Origin of the sequence: Spirosoma agri (assembly GCF_010747415.1) — a bacterium.
GTDB lineage: Bacteria > Bacteroidota > Bacteroidia > Cytophagales > Spirosomataceae > Spirosoma > Spirosoma agri.
The window spans coordinates 898,029-920,980 of the sequence record NZ_JAAGNZ010000002.1; the positions used below are offsets into that span (position 1 = coordinate 898,029).

Annotated in this window: 10 protein-coding genes; all 10 read left to right on the forward strand. The window is 51.8% G+C overall.

What is annotated here, in order from left to right; all coding sequences use genetic code 11:
• The first annotated feature begins 167 nt into the window (after nucleotides 1-167).
• The 10 genes from GK091_RS20390 to GK091_RS20435 all read left to right on the forward strand — a co-directional run bounded on the left by GK091_RS20390 (nucleotide 168) and on the right by GK091_RS20435 (nucleotide 22,926).
• Nucleotides 168-797, forward strand: a complete 630-nt coding sequence (locus GK091_RS20390) for a hypothetical protein (protein ID WP_164041725.1) — start codon at nucleotides 168-170, stop codon at nucleotides 795-797.
• Nucleotides 798-841: 44 nt separating this feature from the next.
• Nucleotides 842-3,211, forward strand: coding sequence for an ABC transporter permease (locus GK091_RS20395; protein WP_164041726.1), 2,370 nt, complete (start codon nucleotides 842-844; stop codon nucleotides 3,209-3,211).
• A 105-nt stretch (nucleotides 3,212-3,316) separates the two neighbouring features.
• Nucleotides 3,317-5,734, forward strand: a complete 2,418-nt coding sequence (locus GK091_RS20400) for an ABC transporter permease (RefSeq protein ID WP_164041727.1) — start codon at nucleotides 3,317-3,319, stop codon at nucleotides 5,732-5,734.
• Nucleotides 5,735-5,799: 65 nt separating this feature from the next.
• Nucleotides 5,800-8,223, forward strand: coding sequence for an ABC transporter permease (locus GK091_RS20405; protein WP_164041728.1), 2,424 nt, complete (start codon nucleotides 5,800-5,802; stop codon nucleotides 8,221-8,223).
• An 11-nt stretch (nucleotides 8,224-8,234) separates the two neighbouring features.
• Nucleotides 8,235-10,661 carry an ABC transporter permease gene (locus tag GK091_RS20410; protein ID WP_164041729.1) on the forward strand — a complete coding sequence of 809 codons (2,427 nt, stop codon included), beginning with the start codon at nucleotides 8,235-8,237 and terminating at the stop codon, nucleotides 10,659-10,661.
• Between the two features lie 6 nt (nucleotides 10,662-10,667).
• Nucleotides 10,668-13,130: an ABC transporter permease gene (locus tag GK091_RS20415; protein WP_164041730.1), complete on the forward strand. Its 2,463-nt coding sequence runs from the start codon at nucleotides 10,668-10,670 to the stop codon at nucleotides 13,128-13,130.
• A 22-nt stretch (nucleotides 13,131-13,152) separates the two neighbouring features.
• Nucleotides 13,153-15,579, forward strand: a complete 2,427-nt coding sequence (locus GK091_RS20420; protein ID WP_164041731.1) for an ABC transporter permease — start codon at nucleotides 13,153-13,155, stop codon at nucleotides 15,577-15,579.
• Between the two features lie 64 nt (nucleotides 15,580-15,643).
• On the forward strand, nucleotides 15,644-18,034 hold the full coding sequence (locus GK091_RS20425; RefSeq protein WP_164041732.1) for an ABC transporter permease: 2,391 nt from the start codon (nucleotides 15,644-15,646) through the stop codon (nucleotides 18,032-18,034).
• Between the two features lie 46 nt (nucleotides 18,035-18,080).
• The gene (locus GK091_RS20430) at nucleotides 18,081-20,504 is read left to right on the forward strand and encodes an ABC transporter permease (protein WP_164041733.1); all 2,424 of its coding nucleotides are present in this window, start codon (nucleotides 18,081-18,083) and stop codon (nucleotides 20,502-20,504) included.
• A 1-nt stretch (nucleotide 20,505) separates the two neighbouring features.
• On the forward strand, nucleotides 20,506-22,926 hold the full coding sequence (locus GK091_RS20435) for an ABC transporter permease (RefSeq protein ID WP_164041734.1): 2,421 nt from the start codon (nucleotides 20,506-20,508) through the stop codon (nucleotides 22,924-22,926).
• Nucleotides 22,927-22,952 lie beyond the last annotated feature (26 nt).

Below are 22,952 nucleotides of genomic sequence, written 5' to 3' on the forward strand. Positions count from 1 at the left end.
TAGGTTTGCCCGGCCTTTTCGAGACGGGATACTGCCGTTCACAATCGGACGTGAATTGTCCACTTTCGGACAACGATAATTAGTGTAAGGCCGTTTCTGATACAGAAACGGCCTTTTTGGTTCATGGCACGGCTGTTGAACAGTTGCTGGTTAGTCTGACATACTTTATGAAATCTATTCTTACGTTCCTGTTGCTTGGTGCTGGTTTCGGCGCGTTGGCACAATCATCGTCGTCACTCAGTACAGTCATCAATGACGACGATAAAACAATGTCTATTCTGATCGAAGGCGATCGCAATGGACAGGCCATTAAGTATAATCAAAAATTTGACGTACGTAAATTGAGTGCTGCCGATAAAGATGCCCTCAAAAGCCGGGTGCTGGATTCGCTGGGGGTCGGTGAGTCTGCGCTTGGGTCGGAAGCCGTTACGAGCCGGGATCGAACACCCCGCGGGACCGTCGGCGGACCTACTCCACCGAAACCTGCCAAGAATGGACCGATGAGCGGTTCGGGACCATCCGTTTCGACGGGCACATCGGCAAACGCGGGTCAGGCGACGGTTACGTTTCAGTGTGAAAGCTGCGCGGGCAAAGTGAAGCTGGAAGTGGCCAGCCCAACGGAGGACTACGCCATTGAACGGGACACGAAAGTAAACACTGACAAACGCTTCTTCCCGTACCAGTTGACGCTGAGCCCCGGTGAGTACACCCTCAAGTATTACCAGAACGGCGTGCTACAAACTCAGTCCAAATTCACGGCTAAAGTGGGCGAAGCGAATACGGTTGTCATTAAATAATTCGGCGTTGCCCGTTTTGTACACGCCTACGCTTCCTGATCACTATGCTACGAAATTACCTTAAAATAGCCTGGCGAAACATCGTTCGTAACAAGACATTTTCGGCCATCAACATGCTCGGCCTTGCGCTGGGTATGGCGTGTAGCCTCCTGATTTTCTTGTGGATTCAGGATGAGCTACGCGTGGATAATTACCACGCCAATGGCCCTCAGCTGTACAACGTCATGGAGCGCCAGTTCTACGATGGTAAGGTTGTTGCGCATGGGGCGACACCGGGTTTGCTGGCCTACGAGTTGAAAAAACAGTTTCCGGAGGTGCTGTATGCGGCAGGGTTTACCGGTTGGGATGCCCACCTGACCTTTACCGTCGGCAACAAACTAAACAAAGAAGCTGGCCGGTGGGTCGGTGCCGACTGGTTCAAGATGTTTAGCATTCCGCTGCTGGCCGGAACGCCCCAAACGGCCCTGAACGAACCCAATAACCTCGCGATTTCCCGGAAGGTAGCCGAAAACTATTTTGGCAGTGCACAGGCTGCCCTGGGAAAGTCGATGCGAATTGATAATCAGAAGGACTATCGGGTCAGTGCCGTTTTTGAGAATATGCCCGAGCAATCTACCGACAAGTACGATTTTTTGCTTAACTGGGAGGATTGCATCCGTCGGAACGATTGGATGAAACAATGGGATAACAACGGACCCCGGACACGCATCATGCTTCGCCCCGACGCGAACGTGGTGAACCTGGAAGCCAAGCTGAAAACGTTTCTGAAAAAGTACAACAATGGCCTTGGCCCTAACTTCAACATCGAGTTGTTCCTGCAACCATATGGCGAAGCTTATCTGTACTCAAACTTTGAAAATGGGCAGCAATCGGGTGGGCGAATTGAATACGTGCGTCTGTTTGGCGTCGTTGCCGTTTTCCTCTTGCTGATCGCCTGCATCAACTTCATGAACCTGGCTACGGCTCGCTCAGCTCGTCGGGCGCGGGAGGTCGGTGTTCGGAAAGTGGTTGGGGCTATGCGGAGTTTGCTGGTTGGTCAGTTCGTTGGCGAAGCCCTGCTGCTGACGGTACTCGCTTTGCTGATTGCTCTTTCTCTCGTCGTGTTGATCCTGCCCGCTTTTAATACCCTGACGGGCAAACACATTGGGTTGCAACCAACGCAGGCTTCTTTTTGGCTGATGTTGCTGGGCATGACGCTCGTTACGGGCATCGTGGCGGGGAGTTATCCGGCGTTATTTCTGTCATCGCTCAATCCGGTTCGGGTGCTGAAGGGTTCGCTCAAATTTGGGGCGGGTGCGCGGTTGTTTCGGCAGGGGTTGGTCGTCTTTCAGTTTGTGCTATCGATGCTGCTGATCGTGGGCACGATGGTCGTATACCGGCAGGTGAATTATGTGCAAACCAAAAATCTCGGTTACGACCGCGAAAATTTGATCCTGCTCTCTTCCGACGGCGAGGTAGGAACGAAATTTGAAACGTTCAAGAATGAGGCTTTGCAATTGCCCGGTGTTCAGGTAGTGTCGTACATGGATGAGTCGCCGACGGGCTTAGGCAACAACACGGGGGGGATACAATGGCCTGGAAAAGATCCCAACGTGGATATTCTTTTCACGCACGTGAGCGTCGGCTATGATTTTTTGAAAGCCTTGAAAACCAAGGTGCAAGGTCGCGACTTTTCGAAGGAGTTTGGCACCGATTCCAGCAACTACCTGATCAACAAAGCCGCGCTCAAACGTATTGGCTACCAAAATCCAATCGGTCAACCACTGACTATGTGGGGCAAATCGGGCAAAATTATCGGTGTGCTGGATGATTTTCACTTCCAGTCTCTGCACGAATCCATTCAGCCGCTTATTGTTCGGCTGAGTCCCGAGGTGTCAGGCAAAAGTATTCTGGTTCGTACGCAGCCGGGCCAGACGAAACAGGCACTGGCTAGTCTGGAATCGTTCAGTAAAGCGTTCAATCCCAAGGTTCCGTTCGCCTACAAGTTTGTAGACGAGGAGTACCAGAAGCTATACAGAAGCGAGACCGTTGTTGGTAGTTTGACGAATTACTTCGCGTTTCTGGCCATTTTCATTTCCTGCCTGGGTCTATTTGGCTTGTCGGCATTCACCGCTGAGCAACGCACCAAAGAAATCGGTGTTCGGAAAGTACTTGGCGCATCGGTAGGCAGTATTGTTGGACTGCTCTCGCAGGATTTCCTGAAGCTGGTACTGCTGGCTATTGTCATTGCTTCCCCACTGGCCTGGTATGCGATGAACCAGTGGTTGCACAGCTACGCCTACAAGACTGAGCTGTCGTGGTGGATGTTCGCGCTAGCGGGGTTGCTGGCCATCGTGATTGCGTTTGTAACAATAAGTTTTCAAAGTATCAAAGCGGCTCTGACCAATCCAGTACGGTCATTACGATCGGAATGATGTAGAGCCGCAACTCTTTGCGGCTCTTATGCGTCAGCAAAAACCATCCGGGTATTAAGCCGCAAAGGGTTGCGGCTATACAGGTTGACTACAAACCAAATAATTATGCTACGGAACTACCTTAAAATCGCCTGGCGGAATCTCATCACCAACAAGGCCTATTCAGCCATCAATATCGGTGGGCTGGCGGTAGGCATGGCGGCTACGCTGCTCATTTTCCAGTACGTTGCTTTCGAACGGAGTTACGACCGATTCCACGAACATGCCGACCGTATTTTTCGCGTCAAAGCCGACCGGTACGAGAAAGGCGTGCTATCGACCGAGTGGGCGGGCGGTCCGTTTGCCGTTGGCAGCAACCTGAAGGCTGCGTTTCAGGAAGTGGAAAAATACGCCCAGATTTATGTTCGGAATAACCTGTTGCTGGAAGTAAACAACCGAAAGTATAAAATAGAGCAAGGCGCATTTGCCACCCCGTCGTTTTTCGACGTTTTCTCCTATCCGCTGCTGACGGGCAGTAAGCAAACCGCGCTGACCGACCCCAATACGGGGGTTATTTCGGCCTCCCTGGCGAAGCGGTTATTCGGGACCAAAAATCCGATGGGGCAGCTCATCCTGATCGAACGCGAATTTCCAATCCGAGTAACCGGTGTCTATCAGGACTTCCCCAAAAACTCTCATCTGAAAGCCGACTACCTGATGTCGTTCAGTACCTTTCAACGGTTGGCGAATCCCAAAAATGAACCGGATAAAGTTTTCGAAAATGCCTGGGACTGGGATGGTTGCCTGACGTATCTGCTGGTAAAACCGGGCACAGATCCCGAAAAGCTAGCGGCAAAATTCCCTGCTTTTCTGAAGAGCAAAGAGCAGCTGGATCCAAAAATGGACAACGGGCTGATGCTGCATTTACAGCGCCTGACCGACATTCACCTGTATTCCCATTTTATGTTTGAAGCCAGCCCCAACGGCGATGGTAATTCGGTGTATGTGTTGCTGTGCGTGGCCTTTTTTATCATTTCCATTGCCTGGATCAACTACATCAATCTGGCCACGGCCCGCGCCATTGGCCGGGCCAAAGAAGTGGGCGTTCGGAAAGCCGTTGGGTCGTACCGAAGTCAGTTGATCGGGCAGTTCCTGATCGAGTCGGCCCTACTCAACTTCATGGCCGTTATCGTGGCCTTTATCGGTATCCTGCTGGCCCTTCCGCTGTTCAATCAGTTTACGGATCAAGAGGTAACGTACTCATTCGTGTGGTCGATCCGTTTCTGGCTCGGCTTAGGATCGATGTATGCCATTGGAACCCTGTTGTCGGGGGCGTATCCAGCGTTTGTACTGTCTAACTTCAATCCGGTTTCAGTCCTCAAAAATGGCGTTTCGGCGTTTAAAGAGGGTGTTTTTCTGCGAAAATCGTTGGTCGTTATCCAGTTTTCGGCCTCGGTTTTTCTGCTGGTTGGCACCATCACCGTATTCCGTCAATTGCAGTTTATGCGTAGCCAGAATCTGGGGATCGATATTGGCCAGACACTGGTGGTAGACCGGCCGATAAACGACTCCACGCGCGTAACCAAAACGAAGGCTTTCAAAACGTACCTGCTTCAGCAATTGGCGATTAAAAGCATTGCCGTAGCGGGGTCAATTCCCGGTGAAAAGGTGGAGTTCAACGCGGGAGGTATTCGCGTGGCGGGTACGCCCCAGGAAGCCGGGAAACAGTACCGCGTGATTGGAGTCGACTACGATTTTATCAATTCGTTCGGTATGAAGGTCATTGCCGGGCGCAATTTCGACACAAAACTGGGCGAAAAGGATGCCGTGGTTTTTAATAAAACCGGTATCAGGCAGTTAGGATTCACCAGTCCGGAAAAAGCCCTGGGGCAGAAAATAGATTTCTGGGGAGACATCCTCACAATCGTTGGGGTAGTCGATGATTTCCATCAGCAGTCGCTACGGGAAGCCTACGAGCCGCTCATTTTACGCCTTGACCCCGGCGTGAACGGGCAGTTGTCTATTAAGCTGACCGACCGTAATCCCGCGCAGGGAATCGCTACGGTACGAGAAGCCTGGTCGCAATTTTTCCCGACCGACCCGTTTGTGTACTCGTTTTTAAATGAACGGTACGACAAACAATACCGGGCCGATGAGCGGTTTGGGCAGGTGTTCGGCTTTTTCACGCTGATGGCGATACTGGTAGCCTGCTTAGGTCTGCTCGGCCTTGCCACGTTCACGGCGCAACAGCGCACCAAAGAAATCGGTGTCCGTAAAGTGCTGGGAGCCAGTGTCGGTAGTATCATCTCACTACTGTCCAAAGATTTCCTGAAACTGGTCTTGATTGCCATTGTGATTGCCAGTCCAGTTGCCTGGTACGCCATGAACCGCTGGCTACAGGACTTCGCCTATAAAATCGACATCGAATGGTGGATGTTTGCCCTGGCAGGCATTCTGGCCGTATGCATTGCGCTGCTGACGGTAAGTTTCCAGAGTGTGAAAGCGGCTCTGATGAATCCGGTGCAATCCCTGAAAAGCGACTAACAAGCTTTCCGTGAGCGGACGATTTAAATCGTCCGCTCACGGAAGAAATAACCTCCTAACAAACGATGCTACAGAACTATATCAAAATCGCCTGGCGTAATCTGGTGCGCAACCGCGCCTTCTCGGCGATCAATATTGCGGGTCTGGCCATTGGCCTGGCTACGTGTCTGCTCATCAGCCTGTTCATTCTGGACGAGCTGAGTTATGATCGGTTCAATGAAAAGGCGGATCGGATTGTGCGCGTCATTTTTCGGGGGTCGTCGGCGGGCGGAAAAATGAACGAAGCGCATGTGATGCCACCTACCGCGCAAGCGCTCAAGGCTGATTATCCGGAAGTGGAAGAGGCTACCCGGATTCGGATGGGTGGGGCTCCGTTCATTACCTACGGCGACAAAACATTTCGGGATGGCTCAATTGCCTACGTAGACTCTAATTTTTTCCAGGTTTTTACGCTGCCGCTGCTACAGGGTGATGCGAAAACGGCGCTGATTCGGCCCAATACGGTTGTAATCACCCAGGCATTAGCGCGCAACTATTTCGGAACAGAAAATCCGATTGGTAAGGTACTGACAATCAAGAGCTGGAACGCATCGTATCAGGTTACGGGTGTCATTGATCGCGTACCGGTTAATTCACATTTTCATTTTGACCTCTTTGTGTCGATGGCGAGTTTTCAGGATGCAAAATCGCCATCCTGGGTAACCTCCGAGTTTTTTACGTATCTGGTTCTTCCCAAAGGGTACGATTACAAAAAGCTGGAAGCCAAACTGCCGCAGGTTGTCGAAAAATACATAGGGCCGCAATTGCAGCAGAGCATGGGCATGAGCCTCGCTCAGTTTCGCAGGAAAGGCAACGACATTGGTTTGTACCTGCAACCGCTGACGGACATTCATTTGCGCTCGACGTTTGCCTACGATCTGTCGGCTCCCGGTAACATTCAGTACGTCTACATATTCGGGGCTATCGCGTTGTTTATGCTGCTGATCGCCTGTATCAACTTCATGAACCTATCGACCGCTGGCGCGTCGAAGCGGGCGAAAGAGGTGGGCATTCGGAAGGTGTTGGGGTCCATGAGGCAGAGTCTGACCAATCAGTTTCTGATCGAGTCGCTGCTGCTGACGGTCATTGCGCTGTTGCTGGCCGTTGGGTTGGTGTATCTGACCCTGCCCGCCTTTAACGAGCTGGCGGGTAAGACGTTAACCCTCAATTTTCTGACTACGGGCTGGCTACTGCCGGCGCTATTGTTCTTTGGTTTGCTGGTTGGGATTCTGGCGGGTAGCTATCCCGCCTTTTTCCTGTCTTCCTTCAAACCCGTTTCCGTGCTGAAGGGATCTTCGTTCAAAGGCAACAGTAAAAGTATCGGGGTGCGCAGCGGTCTGGTCGTGTTTCAGTTCTTTATTTCGATTACACTCATGGTCGGCACAACGGTGGTGTATCGGCAACTGAACTACATTCAGCATAAGAAGTTGGGGTACTCGAAAGAGCAGGTGCTGGTGCTGCCCGAAACGTGGCTTCTGGGCAAAAACGAAGCCCTGTTCCGCAACCTGATCATGCAGAATCCTAACGTGGTGAACGTGAGCACGTCGGGCTACCTACCGGCCGGACCCAGCAATAACAATAACTTTTTTGTCTATCCCGAAACCAACACGACCCAACTGGTCAAGACGCTTCGCTACGATGTCGATTACAATTACATTCCAACCTTAGGGATAAAACTGGCTGCCGGTCGAAACTTTTCGCAGTCGTACGGCACCGATTCAACGGGCGTCATTCTGAACGAGACGGCGGCAAAAACGCTCGGCTGGGGCGACAAAGCGCTGGGTCGTACGTTGACGAATTCGACCAACGAAGGAAAGAAAGTGACGTACCGGGTCATCGGCGTTGTCAAGGATTTTCACTTTAAGTCGCTCCACGAAGCGATTTCGCCCCTGGTAATGGTGCTGGGCCACGACGCCGGAACCGTGATTGTCAAAATAAAAACTAAAGATATTACAGGCTTACTGGCCTCACTGAAAACACAGTGGAACCAGCTCACTACCGATGCCCCGTTCACGTATGCGTTTCTCGATGATCGCTTTGCCGAAACCTACCGGGCCGAGCAGAAAATAGGGCAGATTCTGGGTCTGTTCGCCGGTCTGACCATCTTCGTTGCGTGTTTGGGCCTGTTCGGGCTGGCTACGTTCACCGCCGAGCAACGCACCAAAGAAATCGGGGTTCGTAAAGTGCTGGGCGCATCGGTTGCGAGCATTGTTTCTCTGCTCTCCATCGATTTTCTGAAACTGGTCGCCATTGCACTGATTATTGCGACTCCGGTGTCTTGGTATGTAATGGACCGGTGGCTTCAGGAATTCGCGTACCGGATTGCTATGTCGTGGTGGATGTTTGGTTTGGCGGGTTTGCTGGCCGTTGCCATCGCCCTGTTGACGGTGAGCTCTCAAAGTATCAAGGCTGCCCTACTGAACCCCGTGCAATCTCTGAAAAGTGACTAGCCCTTACGACCATGATCAAGAGCTATTTTACTACCGCCCTGCGCGCCCTGAAGCGCAACTGGAATTATACGATAATCAACATTGTCGGGCTGGCTTTTGGCTTGTCCTGCTGTCTGGTTTTGTTCCTCGCGATTCGTTACGAACTCAGTTACGATCGCCATCACGCCAACGCCGATCATACGTACCGGATGATCACGTATTATCGTGATTCAGATGGAGACGATCGCAACACAGGGGTCACGCTGCCCGCTTTAGCAGCTCTTCGCACCGATTTCCCCGCGCTGAAACACCAACTAACAATGGTGTACGAATTGTATGGCGGCTTAGTGAAAACGGGCAATAATCAATCTAGTAAGTTTCTGGAAGACGGGGGTGTTCTGGCCTTCGTGGAACCTAACTATTTCCGGTTGTTCGATTATAAGTGGAAAGAAGGTAATCCGCAAACGGCGGTCAAGAATCCGAACACGGTGGTGCTATCAGAGCGGATGGCCCACAAATATTTTGGCAACGCTGACCCAGTGGGCAAAACCATTCGGGTTGAGAATAAACTGGATTTCGTCGTAACGGGCGTGGTGCAGAATCCACCGGCTACGACCAACCTCCCGTTTGAGGTTTTGCTATCGTTTGCATCGCTCAAACAATTCGGAGCCAACGGCGGCTGGGACGAATGGAAAGCGGTCTATAGTGGGGCTCAAATTTACCTGACGCTGCCCCCAACTCTTTCGTCCGCTCAGATGGAAAAAGCGTTGGTGCCATTTGTTCGTAAATACATGCGCCCGGAGGATGCCAGTCACTTGCAATATGAATTACAACCGCTCACCAATATTCATTTCGACGCGCGCACGGGCAATTCGGCTAACCGCACCGTCAGCAAACAAATGATTTGGGCGATGGCGCTGATTGGCCTGTTTATTCTGATTACGGCCTGTATTAACTTCATCAACTTGGCTACCGCACAGGCGATTCGTCGGGCCAAAGAGGTGGGCGTTCGCAAAGTACTGGGTAGTTCGCGGGCGCAGTTGGTGCGGCAGTTTCTGGGCGAAACGGGTCTGCTGACGAGTCTGGCCGTCGGGCTGGCCTTTATGGTGGCTTACCTGTCATTGCCCTATGTAGCCGAACTGCTCGACATTAAAGTTGCCGCCTTGACTCTGCTCGACCCGTTCGTTATTGGTTTTGTGGTATTGCTGGGCGTGCTGACAACCGTACTGGCCGGGTTTTATCCGGCGTTGGTCTTGTCAGGCTATCAGCCGGTACTGGCGCTGCGGGGAAGAATGCGAACAGCCGGCAACGGCCAGTTAGCCCTGCGCCGAAGCCTCATTGTGTTTCAGTTCGCTATCTCGCAGATGCTTATCATCGGTACGATCATTGCCTACAACCAGATGAAATATTTCCGCTCCGCGGATTTGGGTTATGACAAAGATGCCATACTGACGGTACAAATACCCGAACGCAAACCAGGCCAGTTGGAAGCATTGAAGGCTAAACTAACGAGCCTGCCCAACATCCGGTCGATGAGCTACGGAATTTCGATACCCTCGTCGGATGGCAATTGGTGGAACAGTTTCAACTATAATAATGCCGCAAAAGACGCTGATTTTGGGGTCGTGATGCGTTTTGCCGATACGGCCTATCTTAGTACGTATGGTCTGAAATTGATTGCCGGGCGGATGTATCTGCCCGCCGATACCACGCAGGAGGTAGTCGTGAATGAATCCTTAGTGAAAAAATTAGGCCTCCGGCAGCCGCAGCAGATTATTGGAAAATACCTCGCACTGGGTGGTACTGGTAACGTCAACAAGCAAATTGTAGGGGTGGTAAAGGATTTCAATACATTCTCGTTGCACCAGCAAACAAACCCCAGCATACTGACCACCCGCCGGGATGCGTACCACATACTCGGTATCAAGCTATCGACTAAGCAGGGTGGCACCGCAGCCATCCATCAACTCATCGGCAACGTCGAAACGGCCTGGAATGCTACCTTTCCTGACTTTGTGTTCAAGTATGAATTTTTAGATCAAACGCTGACCAATTTCTACCGGGGTGAAGAACGCATGTACGCGCTGTTCCGGCTATTGGCGGGGATTGCCATTTTCATTGGTTGTCTGGGCCTTTATGGCGTAGTGTCCTTCATGGCTGAGTCGCGCACCAAAGAAGTCGGCATTCGAAAAGTACTGGGGGCCACAACCAGTCATATTGTTGGCTTGTTCTCGGCTGACTTTGTCAAGCTGGTACTGATTGCCTTGGTGCTTAGTTCGCCCTTGGCTTGGTACATCATGAATCAATGGTTGCAGACGTTCGCCTATAAAATTACGATCGAGTGGTGGATGTTCGCGTTAGCGGGTGCGCTGGCCGTTACCATCGCCCTGTTGACGGTGAGTGTCCAGAGTGTCAGAGCCGCCCTGATGAACCCGGTCAAATCATTACGTAGCGAGTAACAAACTATGATCAAGAGCTATTTTACCACCGCCCTGCGTGCCCTGAAGCGCAACTGGAGTTATTCTGTCATCAACGTGCTGGGGCTGACACTCAGCCTGGCCTGCTGTCTGCTGCTGTTTCTGGCGATTCGCTATGAGCTGAGCTTCGACCGGCACAATGCCCATGCCGATCAAACGTACCGGCTGGTTTCGTTTTCTAAAACCGCGAACGAAGATCGACTGAACGTTGGCATTCCGTTACCCGCCCTGCCCGCGCTTCGTACTGACTTTCCCGAGCTGAAACACCAGGTCACGATGGTCAACCGGATTACCAATGTGGTGGTAACGGCAGGTGAGAAGTCTGGTCAGGCCACCAGAAAGTTTCAGGAAGGCGATGGAGTATTGGCGTTCGTGGAACCCGAATACTTCCGACTGTTTGATGTCAACTGGAAAAGCGGCAGCGCACAAACCGCGCTCACTAACCCGAACAGCGTTGTGCTGTCGGAACGTATGGCCCACAAATATTTTGGGATGAGTACTCCGATCGGGAAGAAAATTCGCGTCAATAACAAAACGGATTTTGTGGTGACGGGCGTTGTGCAGGACCTGCCAGCCACGAGCAGTATGCCCTTTGAGGTTCTGCTGTCGTTTGCTTCGCTGAAACAGTATGGAGCCTCGACCAATTGGGACGATTGGCAATCCACCTACGGCGGTGCACAGATTTACCTGATGCTGCCCGGTACGGTAGCGGATCAACCAACGGCGTTAGCGCGGATGAATCAGCAGCTGGCGGCTTTCGTCAAAAAATACCACAAAGCCGACGATGCCAAAGACCTGGTCTACGAATTACAGCCGCTGACGGCAATCCATTTCGACGCTCGTTCGGATAACTACGCCAAGCGGACCGTCAGTAAAGAAATGATCTGGGCGATGGGTCTGATCGGATTATTTATTCTGATTACGGCTTGCGTCAACTTCATCAATCTGGCAACGGCGCAGGCTATCCGTCGGGCCAAGGAAGTCGGGGTTCGGAAGGTGCTGGGCAGCTCACGGGGGCAGCTGGTGCGGCAATTTTTGGGCGAAACCGGCGTACTGATCGGATTGGCTGTCGTGCTGGCTCTGGTTGTGGCGCAGCTGACCCTGCCTTACGTGGGCGAATTGCTCAACATCAAACCGGGAACGGCCACCTTACTCGACCCAACGGTATTTATTTTTCTGATGACGCTGGGCTTACTCACGACTGGTTTGGCGGGTTTCTATCCGGCGTTAGTACTGTCGGGCTACCAACCCATTGTGGCTTTGAAAGGTAAAATCCGGGCGTCTGGTCAGGGTGGCTCATCGGGTATTAATCAGTTGACGCTTCGGCGGGGGCTGATCGTTGGGCAATTTGCCATTTCGCAACTGCTGATCATCGGTACGATCATCGCCTACAGCCAGATGACGTATTTCCGCTCCGCCGATTTAGGTTTTAGCCGGGATGCGGTATTGACGGTGTTGATACCGGAGAAAAATCCGGGCCAGCTGGAGGGACTGAACGCGAAACTGACGGGTCTGCCCGGCATACAGTCTATGAGTTACGCCATGACGACACCCTCCTCGACCAGCAACTGGACAACCGGCTTTCGCTTTGAAAACGACGAAAAAGAACCTGATTATGGTGTGTTGATGCGCCCTGCCGATTCGGCTTACGTGCGCACGTATGGGCTCAACTTGATTGCGGGGCGGATGTTCCAGTCCGCCGATACCATGCGGGAGTTTGTCATTAACGAAGCGTTCATGAAGCGACTAGGTTTTCAAAAGCCTGAGCAGGTAATTGGTAAGCTGATGACGGTTAATGGCGAAACGGTGAAAAAGCCGATCGTCGGGGTTGTCAAAGATTTCAACGCCTTTTCGCTGCATCAGAAAATTGAGCCCAGTGTATTAACCTCCTACCGGGACCAATACCGCAGTTTGGGTATTAAGCTCTCGGCGGGACAAAGCGCCGAATCCGTTAGCCAGTTGCTGAAGAAAATTGAAGCCAGCTGGAATGACACGTTCCCGGATTTCGTGTTCAAATACAACTTCCTGGACGAAACACTGGCTAATTTCTACAAGGGCGAGGAGCGGATGTATTCGCTGTTTCAACTGCTGGCTGGTATTGCCATTTTTATCGGTTGTCTGGGTCTCTATGGGGTCGTATCGTTTATGGTCGAAACACGAACCAAGGAGGTAGGCATCCGTAAAGCGCTGGGAGCGACCACCGGCCACATATTCGGCCTGTTCTCCCTTGATTTTGTCAGGCTGGTACTAATTGCCCTGGTGCTTAGTTCGCCCCTGGCCTGGTACATCATGAATCAATGGTTGCAGACGTTCGCCTATAAAATTACGATCGAGTGGTGGATGTTCGCGTTAGCGGGTGTGCTGGCGGTTGGCATTGCGCTGCTGACGGTGAGTTTCCAGAGTATCAAAGCGGCTTTGATGAATCCGGTCAAGAGTCTACGAAGCGAATAGGGCAGCCATAAACGGAATAACCATGCTCACCAACTATCTAAAAATCGCCCTGCGAATCTTCAGGAAAGACAACACGTTCACGCTCATCAACGTAGTGGGGCTGGCTACGGGGCTGGCCGTGGCGTTGCTGATCATTCAGTATGTGCGCTTTGAGCTGAGTTACGAGACTACAAACCCGTTGGCGAATCGGCTCGTGCGTCTTACCCTGGACTACATGAATGGTGGCACGGTCGACGCGCAGGATACGGAAACGAACCCTCCGATTGGACCTGAAGCGAAACGGAAAATGAGTGAGGTCGTGAATTACACCCGCGCCTATCCGATTGGCGAGCCTAACGTGACGGTTCAGATTGGGGAGACCTATTACCTAGTCGACAAAGTGTATGCGGTCGATTCGTCCTTTTTTGCCATGTTCAACTATCCGCGACTTCGGGGAAGTCGCGCCGGTCTTTTCACCAGACCCCGGCAGGTTGTTCTGACGAAGAAAATGGCGTTGACCTACTTCAATACCCTGGATGTGCTGGGCAAAACCCTGAAGATTGCGAAATCGGAAGGTAACGTCTTGTTCGACGTAGTTGGCGTCGTGCCGGACAGTCCGGCCAACACGCACATGAAATTCGATATGCTGGTCTCGTACCCGACGATGCTGTCCGACTTTGGCGAGCGGGAAGACAACTGGAATGGAAACAACACCCTGACCTACCTGCAACTAGCCGATAACGCCAGTTACGAAGGGTTTACAAAATCGCTGGTGGCCTTCAACGAGCGGTTGGTCAATGAAAAAAAGCTCAAAAATCATCGGGTGATCGGTCAGAAAATCGGCGATATCCATCTGTATTCCCACAAAAACTTCGAAACGGAACCGAATGGCGAAGCACAGTCGGTGTATTTCTTGCTGGGTGTAGCGTTTCTGGTACTCCTGAGTGCTCTGGTCAACTATGTGAACCTGACCACAGCCAAAGCCCTCGACCGGGCGCGCGAAATTGGGATGAGAAAGGTTGTTGGCTCTACCCAGCGCCAGATAAAAGCACAGATTTTCACGGAAACCGTCCTGATCAATGTCGTTGCCGGGCTTCTGGCGGTGGGGTTGGTCGCGGTCCTACGTCCGGTATTTGTTGAGGTGGCGGGTTTGCCCGAAGGCTTTACCGTATTTCAGGACGCATTTTTCTGGGGCAGCGTCGGGGTATTTCTGTCGCTGAGCATTGTGCTGTCGGGGTTTTACCCAGCGTTCGTTCTGTCTTCGTTCGATCCAATCACCGTTCTCAAAGGCAATTTCTCGCACTCTACCAAAGGTATCTTTCTACGCAAGTCGCTGGTGGTTTTTCAATTTGCGATTACTCTGATTCTGCTGGTGCAGACGTTCGCCGTTTACCGACAGGTCGATTTTCTGCGGGAACAGAACCTGGGTGTATCTATAGACCATACGCTTGTCGTGAAAGCCCCGGTGGGAAGCAATGCTCAGAAGGACTATGGTACGTTTCGGCAAATGCTACTCAATCAGGCACAGGTAAAGGCCGTATCGCTTTCCGGCACCGTACCGGGTATGGGATCGGCCCAGATGGGTACGACGACAAGCATCAATTTGTCGGACGCTGTTAAGAAAACATCGTACAATTACTACCTGACTCAGATCGATACGTCATTTCTCGACCTGATGGGTATTCCGCTGCTGGCGGGTAAAAACTTTGATGCCACCACGAAAGCGGCTTTCCCGGATGCGACAAACCGGCAACTCATTGTCAATGAGGAAACCCTCCGGCTTTGGGGCATTGCCACACCCGAAGAAGCCATTGGCCGACGGGTAGATATCTGGGGGCAGCAGGCCACGATTCGGGGTGTTGTCAAAAATTACCATTACGAATCGCCCAAAGCGGCCTACATTCCGATCATTCATATGTACTCGCCCACTTTTGACGCGTTTGCCAGTGTGAAGTTTACGGGGGGAAACACGGCGGAGCAACTCGCCCTGCTAAAAAAGGTTTACAAAGCTAATTTCCCGTATTCGCCATTCAGCTATTTCTTTCTGGATAGCGAGTACGACAAGCAGTACAAAGCCGATGATCGCTTTCAGCAGGTGTTTGGGGCCTTAACGGGTTTCGCTATTCTGATCTCCTGCTTAGGGCTGTTCGGCCTGGCCACGTTTACCGTTTCCAAGCGAACGAAGGAGATTGGCATTCGCAAAGTAATCGGGGCCAGCACCACGAATCTGATGCTGCTACTCTCGAAGGATTTCATAAAAACGGTCCTGCTAGCCATGCTGATCGGGCTGCCCATTACGTATTTATTGGTCAGCAATTGGCTGGCCAATTACGCGGTTCGAATTGAACTGAGCTGGTGGCTTTTTGCGGTGCCCGCTCTGTTGATCCTGTTGCTGGTATTGGTATCGATTGGTAGCAAAACGATTGCCACCGCCCTAATGAATCCGGTGAAAAGTTTACGAAGCGAATAAATAGCTTTCCCTGAGCGGGCGGTTTAAACCGCCCGCTCAGGGAAGAAATAACCATCTCAACACTATGGTTAGAAACTACCTCAAAATTGCCTGGCGGACGATTGCCAACCAACGGGTTTATAGCCTGCTTAATTTATCGGGATTGACCCTTGGTCTAACCTGTGTGCTAGTCGTTACGCTGTACCTGAAAAATGAAATGACCTTCGATGGGTTTCAGGCTAACGCTGATCGCATCTACCGACTGACAACCACAACAACCAACAAGAGTGGTTCCGAAATCAAAAACCGAACGGGTAATACCGGGGCCGTTCATGGGCCCGCGTTTGCCGCCAGTATCCCTGAGATTGAGGCTGTGACCCGGATGATGGGTGTGTCGTTTAACGTTCGGCGGGGTACCGAGGGGTTTTATCAGGATGCTCATTATGTCGATGCTAATTTCTTTCAGACGTTTACGTTGCCGCTGCTGGATGGGTCGCCCCAATCGGCACTCGCATCGGCCAACTCGGTGGTCTTGACCGAAAAAATGGCGCAGAAATATTTCGGAACGACGCGCGCAGTAGGTCAACGACTTAGCCTGGAAATCAACGGAAAATTCGAACCCTTCACGGTAACAGGGGTTGCGGCTAACCCACGGCCCAATTCGTCCCTGCAAATTGAGATGGTGTTACCGTTCAAGAACTACCAGGACGATCAGTGGCTTAGTCAATATCTGGCTACCTTTTTTGTGTTACGACCTGGCGCGTCAATCGCACGCGTTGAGCAGCAACTTGAGCGGGTTTTCACGGCGCTGGGTAAAGAACAACTGACGAAGGCCGCCAAAGAACGGGGATATGAAGAACGGCGACACTTTGGGCTTCAACCCCTGTCGGCCATTCACCTGACGCTTGACTACGGCGGAGGAAACGAACTGGCGGCTCCCAATACGCCAATGGTACTGTATCTGCTGGGAGGAATTGCGGGGTTTATTCTGCTGATTGCCTGCATCAACTTTGTCAACCTGACGACGGCCCGGTCGCTGCGCCGAGCGCGGGAGGTGGGCGTTCGGAAGGTGATGGGCGGCCAACGGGGTCAGCTGATCGGGCAGTTTTTGAGCGAGTCCTTTCTGTTGAGTGCAATTGCTTTTGGGCTGGCGCTGGGACTGGCCCAGTTGGTGCTGCCTTTCTTTAACGCTATTGCCGGAACGGAGCTTCGCCTGTCGTACCTGCTCGATACGCGCCTGATTGCGCTTTACGTCGGTTTACTCGTCATCACGACGCTGCTGGCTGGCGCGTATCCGGCCTTTGTGCTATCGCGGTTCAATCCGGTTCGGGTGCTGGCTGGACGGGCTGGATTTCAGGGCAAAAACCACCTCAGTCAGGGATTGGTCGTGGTGCAGTTCGCGCTGTCGATCTTTCTGATCGTGGCAACGCTGGCCGTTTTTGCCCAGTTTGATTTTCTAACCACTAAAGCGCTTGGTTACAACCCCGAACAACTGGTTCGGATTGAGCTGCCGACCATTCGGAACGATAATGATGATCGGGTAAAACTAATTAAACAGAAGCTCGCCAATCAGCCCGATGTAGTTAGTGTGACCGCCAAAGACCGGCTCGATGAATACACCACCGTACGGACGGAGGACAAAGAAATCGACGTTAATTACCTGCGCATCGACGAAAATTACTTGCCAACGCTGGGTATCAACCTGGCTGCGGGCCGTAATTTTTCGACGGCTTATGCGTCCGATACGCTCGACAATGCGCTGGTCAACGAACGTTTTGTTCGGGAAGCGGGCTGGAAGAAGCCAATCGGTCAGCGAGTTACGTTTCCGGACGGGACGGGTAAGATCTATACTATTGTGGGGGTAGTGCGGGATTACCATTTTTCGTCACTACACGAAGACATCCGGCCACAGGTTTTCATTGGCGATGCGTCGCTGACATTCGGAGAAATCTGGGTTCGTATACGCCCGCAACGCGTGGCTCAGACAATGGCTATGCTCGATCGCGTGTATCATCAGGTCGTTCCGCAACATTATTATCACTACCAGTTTCTCGATACGATCCTTGCCAAACAATACGAACTCGAAACCCGGCTTCGGCAAATCATCACCTGGGCCGCCGGGCTTTGTCTGTTCATTTCGTGTCTGGGTTTGTTCGGCATTGCAACGTTCTCCGCCGAGCGTCGTACGAAAGAAATTGGGGTTCGCAAAGTGCTGGGCGCTTCAACGGGTGAGATTGTCTCTTTGCTATCCCGCGATCTATGCTGGCTCGTTCTGTTGTCACTGTTGCTAGCTATGCCGGTGGCCTGGTTATCCATAAATCGCTGGTTGGCCACGTATCCATTTCACGTACAGCTGAGTGTGTGGCTGTTTGTTGGGGCGGCTTGCTTTACAACACTTATTGCCTTATTGACGGTGAGTTTTCAGAGTATCAAAGCGGCTTTGATGAACCCGGTCAAGAGTTTACGAAGCGACTAACCGTAGAGACGAAAGGGGTTGCGTCTCTACATAAAAAACTAAAACTATGCTGACAAACTATGTCAAGATTTCCTGGCGCAATCTGATGAAGAAAAAGGCTTTTTCGTTCATCAACATCGTGGGGCTGGCGGTCGGAATGACTTGCTGCATCCTGATTGCCGCTTTCGTTACCGATGAACTGAGCTACGACCACTATCCGGCGCAGGCAGACCGGATGTACCGGGTCGAACTTCACCTGACCGAAAACGGTGGGTTTACTGATTTCTCGAATGTTGACTGGGCCGTTGGGCCGGGTATTAAACAGGCGTTCTCGGATGTACAGGCGGCTACCCGTCTGCTGCCGTGGGGAGAGGTGTTTATGCGCTACGGGGATAAGCAGTTCAAAGAACAAGCCATTGCTATGGCCGACTCTAATTTCCTGGAAATCTTTTCTATTCCGTTGCTGGAAGGCAACCTGAAAACGGCGTTGGCCGAGCCGGGGACGCTTGTCGTAACCAAAGCCTTCGCGCAGAAATACTTTGGGACGAGTTCGGCGATGGGGAAGACTATCCTTTTCGGTAAAGAACAGGAAGCGCGCCGAGTGACGGGTGTAATCGACAAAGTGCCCAGCAACACACACTTCCATTTCGATGCGTTTCTGAGCATGGGTGATCTAACAACAAAATCACCAACTTGGAGCAACGTCGGCATTTACACCTACCTGGTCCTCAACAAAGGAGCTGATCCGAAGAAACTGGAAGCCAGATTCCCTGAACTGGTCGCCAAATACGTCGTGCCGGAAATCCAGCGGGACATGGGCGTGAGTTTGGCCGACGCGCAGAAGTCGGTGAATACGTTCCGGTTTTTCCTGATGCCCCTGACTGACATTCACCTGCATTCGGCAACGAAGTATGAACTGGCTGCCAACGGTGATATCAATTCGGTGTATATATTCAGTATTTTGGCGGTCTTTATTCTGCTGCTGGCCATTGTTAACTTCACCAACCTTTCGACGGTGGGGGCTGCAAGTCGGTCGAAAGAGATTGGCATTCGCAAGGTGATGGGCTCGGTCAAAGCCCAGCTGATAAAGCAGTTTTTGCTCGAATCCACGCTGCTCACCTTTATGGCTTTACTGCTGGCGGTTGTTGTCGTTGTGTTGCTGCTGCCTTATTTCAACCATCTGGCGGGGAAAGACATTTCGGTTAATACACTGCTGACGGTAAGAAATCTGGTTGCCCTGCTGGCATTCGGATTTTTTGTTGGTGTGCTGGCGGGTGCTTACCCGGCGTTTCTGCTTTCCTTCTCAAAAATTACGGCGGTTCTAAAAGGCGGATCAGCGGTGCAGACAAGCCGTCGCAGTACCCTCAGAAATGGGTTAGTGATCTTCCAGTTCGCCGTTTCCGGAACGCTGATCGTGGCTACGATGGTGACCTATCAGCAGCTGCGGTTCATGCAAAACAAGAAAATGGGTTTTGATAAAGACCAGGTGCTGGTCATTCAGGATTCGTACATGCTGGGACAGAACGAACGGGCTTTCAAACAGCAGCTTCAGAAAGATAGCCGAGTACTTGAGGCCAGTCTATCGTCCAGTATTCCGGTGGGGGCCAGCAATATGGCCGGAACGCAGATCTACGTCAAACGGGAGAATGGGAAGGAACACAACGCCGAGATTCAAACGGCGATTTACCAGGTCGACGAGGACTATTTGAAAACGCTGGGTATGCAACTCAAAGAAGGCCGGAGCTTTTCGAAAGGCTTTTCAACTGACTCGGCGGCTACGATCATCAACGAGACGGCGGCACGCGAATTGGGTTTGGGAACTGACAGCCCGCTGGGGAAAACCATCGTTCGTTCCGGACAGCGCGAGTTTACCATCATTGGTGTTGTCAAAGACTTCCACTATGCGTCGGCGCGGCAGAAAATCGGCCCTCTGATGATGCTGTCAGGGCGTAACTCCGGGGCCATTATCGTGAAAGTAAAATCTGCCGACGCGGCCCCTGTCATTGATGCATTCAGGAAGCAATGGGACGCCTTTAACCCACCGGCTCCGTTCACATATTCGTTTTTGGATGAGCGTTTCGCGTTTATGTACGAAGCCGAGCAGAAAACAAGTCAGCTGTTCACCATTTTTGCCGCGATTTCCATCATTATTGCGTGCCTGGGCCTGTTCGGACTGGCTGCGTTCACCGCCGAGCAACGCACCAAAGAAATCGGGGTGCGTAAAGTGCTCGGCGCATCGGTCACCAGCATTATCGCCCTGCTGTCCAGAGACTTTTTGACGCTGGTCCTGATCGCCGTCGTTCTGGCCGTACCCGTCGCGTGGTTTGCCATGCACCAATGGCTAAAGGGTTTTGCCTACCGTATTGAGCTCGACTGGTGGATTTTCGCGCTGGCGGGTTTGCTGGCCGTTGCCATCGCCTTGTTGACGGTGAGTTTCCAGAGTATCAAAGCCGCCCTGATGAATCCGGTCAAATCCTTGAAAAGCGACTAGCATGATTTATAACTATATCAAAATTGCCTGGCGTAATCTGGTGCGTTACCGGACGTATAGCCTGCTCAATATCCTGGGCCTGGCGGTCGGTTTGACATGCGGTATTCTGATTTATCTGACAACGGAATTTCACCTTAGTTTCGACACACATCACGCTAAAGCGGATCGTATTTATCGCGTCGTCACGCAGATCAGGAATGAGGAAGTGCGTTTCTCGCGGGGAACACCCAAGCCGCTGGGTAACGTACTGCGTCGGGACTATCCGATGCTGGAGCAGGTCGCCCGCCTGGAGCGTCTGCATAATCGAACCGTCGGTGTAACAATTGCCCGTGGTAATGGGTACACGAAGTTTGACGAGACCAAAACGATTTGCTTCGCGGAGCCGCAGTTGTTCAGCATCTTTGATTATGACTGGTTGATCGGTGAGCCAAAATCAACCTTATCGGCCCCGAATTCGGTGGTATTGACCGAAAAATACGCGCATAAATATTTTGGTAATGCCAATCCGATTGGCCGAATACTGCGCTTCGATAACCAACTGAATCTGACGGTAACGGGTGTGCTCAAAGACCATCCGGCCAATACGAATCTCAACTACGAAGCTTATATTTCGTACAGTACCATTGCTGGTATGACGGGAGCCCGTGAGTCGTTGCAAGACTGGACAAACGTCAATAGTGAAGCTATGTGTTACGTTGTTGTGCCGCCTGATGTACCCCTTGGCCGATTGGCTGGTGTGTTTCCGGCTATTCAGAAAACGCACTACAGCTCTGATAATCAGAAGGTCTATAGTTTCGCACTGCAACCGCTCCGCGATATTCATTTTAACACCCAATACGGCGGACGAATGAACAAAACGATTTTGTTCGCCATGAGCCTGGTTGGTTTGTTTCTGGTGATTTCGGCTTGTATCAACTTCGTCAATATGGCTACGGCCCATGCGCTGAAACGCTCGAAAGAAGTGGGTGTTCGGAAGGTGATGGGTAGTACCCGTTGGCAGTTGTTCAGTCAGTTCATGGCCGAAACTGCTATCATTGTGCTGATTGCGGTCGTTGTCGCGCTGATGCTGGCTAACGTTGGGCTTCCAGCCATGAATGGTGCCATGTCGGTGTTCAACGCAAACATGTCGCTGATGGATCTGATGCACCCAGAACCGCTGCTGATTCTGAGCGCATCGGTTTTGCTGGTTACGGTACTGGCTGGTTTTTATCCATCGCTGATGATGGCTGGCTTCAATCCTATAGCAGCACTGCGGGGTCGGCTAACAACGCAGGCGATTGGTGGTTTTTCGTTGCGCCGAGGATTGATTGTTGTTCAGTTTTTTATCACCCAGTTGTTCACTATTGGCGTTGTTGTCGTGATGGCGCAACTGCATCACGTCCGGCAGGCGGATCTCGGCTTCAAAAAAGACGGAATTATGCTGGTGGACTTGCCAAAGGGTGAAGCCACTCTGATTGATCCGCTTAAACAGGAGACCTTACAGCAGCGACTGGCTCAGGTCAGAGGGGTACGGGAGGTAGCGCTGGGCAATCAGCCGCCCGCATCAGGCAATATCAATCAGTTTCCTTTTTCGTACGACACGCGGACAAAACCGGAAGGCTTCGAGGTTCAGGCGAAAATTGGTGATCAGCACTACCTGCCTTTGTTCGGTATGAAATTACTGGCGGGGCGTAATTTTCGCTCGGACGACACGACCAATCAGGAAGTAATCGTGAGCGAAGCGGTCGTCAACCGATTGGGTGTACGTTCGCCCGGCGGTGTGCTGGGCAAACGACTCCGCATCTGGAATACGGACAAAACAATTGTTGGGGTCATCAATGACTTCTATACCAATTCATTACGGAGCGCCGTAAAGCCCGTTGTTATCGTCAATGACCCGGTTCAAAACCGCGTAGTTGCGTTGAATGTTAGCGCAGCCGATTTGCCTCAGACCTTGAAAACCGTTGAAGCGATTTATACTGAATTCTTCCCGGAGCAGGTTTACAAACACCAGTTCGTCGACGAAATTCTGGATGAGTTTTACCGGGGGGACCGCATCATGCTGGCGTTGACGCAAGTGTTTTCGCTGATTGCCATACTGATCGGCTGCCTGGGTATGTACGGGCTGGTGTCGTTCATGGTGGAAACAAAGAGCAAAGAAATTGGCGTCCGCAAGGTTTTAGGAGCCAGTGCTTTTCAAGTTCTCTGGTTGTTTGGTCGTGAGTTCGGTCGCCTGATAGGACTGGGTTTTCTGGTAGCGGCACCACTGGGCTGGTGGCTGATGAATGCCTGGTTACAGGATTATAGCTACCGTATTCGACTTGAGGGGTGGATGTTTCTGCTGACGATTGGGCTGGCTGTCCTGATCACACTCATGACCGTCTCCGTTCAATCGTTAAAAGCCGCGCTGACGAATCCGGTAAAGAGTTTACGAACGGAGTAAGTAATGAAGTGAAAATCAAGTTTCTT